We start from the raw sequence: 3,759 nt of genomic DNA on the forward strand, positions 1-3,759 counted from the left end.
GGCGCTCCGTGCGCGAACTGTTCACGAGAAGGTGGAACAGCCCGGGCGCGCCGACGGTTGTACGCGGCATGGAGATCTCCGACGCGCTCGACTTCGTCCGACGACGCCAGCACGGCATCCTGATCACGCAGAAGGCGGACGGGCGTCCCCAGTCGTCGAACATCGCGTACGTCGTCGACGAGGACCGAATCGTGATCTCGGTGACCGATGGGCGTGCCAAGACGGCCAACCTCCGTCGCACACCTCGCGCGTCGCTGCACGTCAACCGCGACGACTTCTGGGCCTACGCCGTGGTCGAAGCCGACGTGGATGTCTCGCCGGTCGCGGCGGATCCCTCGGACGAGACCGTCGAACGACTCGTGGAGTACTACCGATCGGTCGCGGGCGAGCACGATGACTGGGACGATTACCGCCGGGCGATGGTCGCCGACTCCCGACTCGTGCTCACGTTGACGCCGACTCACGCCTACGGAATCATCGCTCGCTGAGCCCGTTGCCGCGGTCCGCGGCGAAGTTTGGCAACATTGTGCGTGCCTTTGACCGGAGCTGCGGCTGCCCGCCTGTACGACGACCACGTCGTCGCAGTCCATGCGCTCATCGCCCGGCGGGTCGGAATCACCGCCGCCCCGGCGCTCACCCAGGAGGCGTTCGAGCTGGCGTTGCGGACGTGGGATCAATTCGATTCCGATCGCGGAACGGAGCGACTCTTTCTCTACGGCGCGGCCACGACGACCTTGCGCGATCACGCTGAGACCGAGATCGTCCACCTGCGAAGCGTCCGGATTCCGGGGGGCACGACGGAGCGGCCGATCGCCGATCCACTCGTCTCGCCGAGTCAGAACGGAGCCGCCCCGGCGCGGGTCGTCGAGCACGCTGCGAACAGCGACCTGCGCGGCGGAGATTCCGACCCCACTCCGGTCATCACTCGACGCGACGACGACCAGGAGGCGCGGGTGATGCGCGCAGTGGTGGCGCTCGACCCCGACGATCGCGACATCCTCCTGCTCTCACTGTGGGAAGCGTGCTCGCAGAGCGCGATCGCCGAGGTGCTGTCCATGAGCGTGAGTTCGGTCCGTTCCTCGCTCGGACGAATTCGGCGCGAGTTGAAGATCTCGGTCGCGGAGACGTCGACGTGAACGTCTTCAACACGGTGTACGCGCTGCGGCCCGAGATCGACCCGATGCCCGCCGCCGAACGTGCACGGATCCGCGAGTCGCTCTTCGGCATCGGACATGACAACGCGACTCGATCGGTCCGGGCCCGCTCCGAGAGCGGCGCCGTGGTCTCGACCGCACCCCACGGCACGCGGGCGACCGCGGCACCGCGCCGTCGATGGCGACCGTTCTTCTCGATGTTGAAAGGAGCGGTCGGGATCGCCGCGGCGGTCGCGGTGGGCGCCGTCGTGTGGTCGTTCGTCTCCGATGACGAGGCAGCGACCGTGTCCGAGTCCGTCTCGTCTGCCCCCGCGCCCACGCCGATGCCATCCACAGCCGCCCCGACCACCGTCGCAGCTCCCGTGCGCACCCCGGTCTCGTTGGCCGAGCCGCTCCTCGTGCCCGAGGGTCAGCTCACCGTGGACGAGGTCGCGATCTCGCCGCCCGCCCCGGGGACCAGCTCCATGCTGATCTCGGTCCCCGACGGTTCGACGATGTGGCTGGGCGACTTCGACGGCGACCCGCCATCGGCCGACGGTCTCGAGTTCGAGGTCGTCGGTGCCGTTGCTGTCGGCGTGGCACAGGATCGGTCCCCCGACTCCGCGGTCGGATACCAGTTCTTCCTCCCGTGCGGCTTCATGTTCGTCAACGACGCTCCAGGGGCCGAGCCGTACCGACCCGAGGCCGTCACCCTGTTCGAGGCGATGGCGTTCGACGCGAACTCGGCACTCAACGTCTCGATGCCGGGCGGGTTCTCGATCATCGACGCCGGAACGTGGCAGACCTCGTTCACCGCCCAGTACCAGGTGCCCGTCGAGGGAGCAACGAAAACAGCTCGCCTCGTACAGGTTCCGAACGGGTCGCTCGCGCAGCTGACCTTCGGCGGCCGGCAACTCGCGCCGAGCCCGTTTGCCGGCGACCCCGCGTACATCGAATCGGCGCCGGGAGACCCGAACCTGGTCAGCATCTACTGGCAGGACGCGGACACGGTGTTCCATCTGAGCAGCATCGACATGACGCTGGCGGAACTGGAATCGTTCGTCTCGACCCTGGAGGCGACCACGCCCGAGGAGTGGTCGGAACGACTCTCGACACCCATTCCGGCGGCCCCCACCGTGACGACGTCGTGCACACCGCAGCCGAGTCTTGGCCCCACGCTCGATCCCTGATCGGGCCGGCCCACCGCCGTTCAGTCGAGACTGCTCACCAGGTAGTCGCTGATCTGGGTATCGGCGGCTCCGAGATCGGCGAAGTTGTCGTCGGTCCGGGCCCGCATGAACGCCCGCCATTCGAACGAGCGATAGCGCGCCTGACCCTCGACGAGTTCGGGAATCGGCTCGACCACTGCATCGCGGGCCGGATGCAGGAAGTAGGGAATGCTCATCCGGGGCGACGCGGTCATCGGAACCACTCGGTGGACCGCGGCGCGATACCGGTCGTTCGTCCACACCTGCACGCTGTCAGCCAGGTTCACGACGACCGCGCCCGGAACGGGATCGACATCGATCCATTCACCGGTGCGGGACTGCGTCTGCAATCCACCCGTGTCGTCCTGCAGCAGCAACGTGACCACGCCGGGATCGGTGTGATGGCCGAGCGCCGTCGAACCGAGTTCACGCAAACCCACACGCTCAGCTTCCGGGACGGGATCGCCGACCGGGTAGCAGTTCAACCGAACCGAACTGTTGGTGCGTGAGCCGTGGAACCGGAGGCCGTCGGCCGGGTCCATTCCCAGCGCCCGGTGGACGATCTCGACCGCGGTCGTGGAGAGCTCGCTGAACACGTCGTAGAACTCGGCCATCGCATCACGGAATCCCGGCACACCGGTCGGCCACCGGTTGAACGCGTCGACCGTCGAGAACATCGGGTCGGTGAAGTCGAACACCTCCTTTGCGTCACGTCGGCGCTTCGTCAACTCGCGGTCGTACCAGCCGAGCGGATTGTCCCCGTCGCGCTCCACCGCACGCCGGACCGAGCGGTCGGCGGCGAAGAAACACGCGGCTGCGTCCCACGTCCGATCGACGACATCGTCGTACCCGTGGCCGGCGATCAGGAAGAAGCCGTGATCCCGACAGGCGGCGTCGAGCGCATCGAGTTGACCCTCGAGCGGTGCGCTCACATCGATCGTCGGAACGTGGGCAGTCGACATCGCCACAGTCTGTCCGACCCAGGCGTCCGGGACGAACCGCCGACGCGCTTGCTCAGTCGGTCGCGCCCCGGGCGACGAGATCGGCCACGGTTCGGTCGATCGGCGTGTGGAGCGCGAGTTGCGTTTCGGTGCGGGTGATCCCCGGCAGCGCGAGGATCCGCTGGAGCACGTCGTGCAGGTGATCGTTCGAACTCGCGACGACCCGCAGGTGGAGATCGCCCGGCCCGGTGACGGCGTGGACCTCGAGCACCTCGGCGATCGCCTCGATCCCCCGAACGATCTGGTCGTCGCTGCCCTGAGCAATCTCGAGGGTCGTGAATGCGAGCACGCCGAAGCCGGCAGCGGCGGCACCGACATCCGGGCCGAATCCGGTGATCACCCCCGACCCGGTGAGTCGATCGAGGCGGGCCTGCACCGTCCCACGCGCCACGTCGAGACGACGTGCCATCTCCACGA

General features: G+C 67.8%; 5 protein-coding genes. 3 read left to right on the forward strand and 2 right to left on the reverse strand.

All coding sequences use genetic code 11. From position 1 onward, the window contains the following. Positions 1-68 precede the first annotated feature (68 nt). The 3 genes from ON45_RS19640 to ON45_RS19650 are packed head-to-tail and all read left to right on the forward strand — an operon-like array spanning position 69 to position 2,323. On the forward strand, positions 69-488 hold the full coding sequence (locus ON45_RS19640) for a PPOX class F420-dependent oxidoreductase (protein ID WP_040496321.1): 420 nt from the start codon (positions 69-71) through the stop codon (positions 486-488). A 42-nt stretch (positions 489-530) separates the two neighbouring features. Next, positions 531-1,136 (forward strand): RNA polymerase sigma factor, encoded by a 606-nt coding sequence (locus ON45_RS19645; RefSeq protein ID WP_158412542.1) that lies wholly within the window; start codon positions 531-533, stop codon positions 1,134-1,136. Next, the gene (locus ON45_RS19650; RefSeq protein ID WP_040496323.1) at positions 1,133-2,323 is read left to right on the forward strand and encodes a hypothetical protein; all 1,191 of its coding nucleotides are present in this window, start codon (positions 1,133-1,135) and stop codon (positions 2,321-2,323) included. Before ON45_RS19645 ends, ON45_RS19650 begins: the two co-directional genes overlap by 4 nt. 20 nt (positions 2,324-2,343) lie before the next feature. On the opposite strand, the gene ON45_RS21920 is transcribed toward ON45_RS19650, so the two are convergent. Together ON45_RS21920 and ON45_RS19660 are read right to left on the reverse strand one after the other, a co-directional pair. Beyond that, complete coding sequence (locus tag ON45_RS21920; RefSeq protein ID WP_148288790.1) at positions 2,344-3,303, reverse strand: 2OG-Fe(II) oxygenase family protein; 960 nt, start codon at positions 3,301-3,303, stop codon at positions 2,344-2,346. A 52-nt stretch (positions 3,304-3,355) separates the two neighbouring features. After that, on the reverse strand, positions 3,356-3,759 hold a 404-nt coding region (locus ON45_RS19660; protein ID WP_040496324.1), incomplete at its 5' end, for an Lrp/AsnC family transcriptional regulator.

It is taken from the genome of Ilumatobacter nonamiensis YM16-303 (assembly GCF_000350145.1).
Taxonomy (GTDB): domain Bacteria; phylum Actinomycetota; class Acidimicrobiia; order Acidimicrobiales; family Ilumatobacteraceae; genus Ilumatobacter_A; species Ilumatobacter_A nonamiensis.

What these genes read in the sequence shown, in the direction of transcription:
- ON45_RS19640 (WP_040496321.1), top strand. Translation starts at nt 69, where the DNA reads ATGGAGATCTCCGACGCGCTCGACTTCGTCCGACGACGCCAGCACGGC.
- ON45_RS21920 (WP_148288790.1), bottom strand. Translation starts at nt 3,303, where the DNA reads ATGTCGACTGCCCACGTTCCGACGATCGATGTGAGCGCACCGCTCGAG.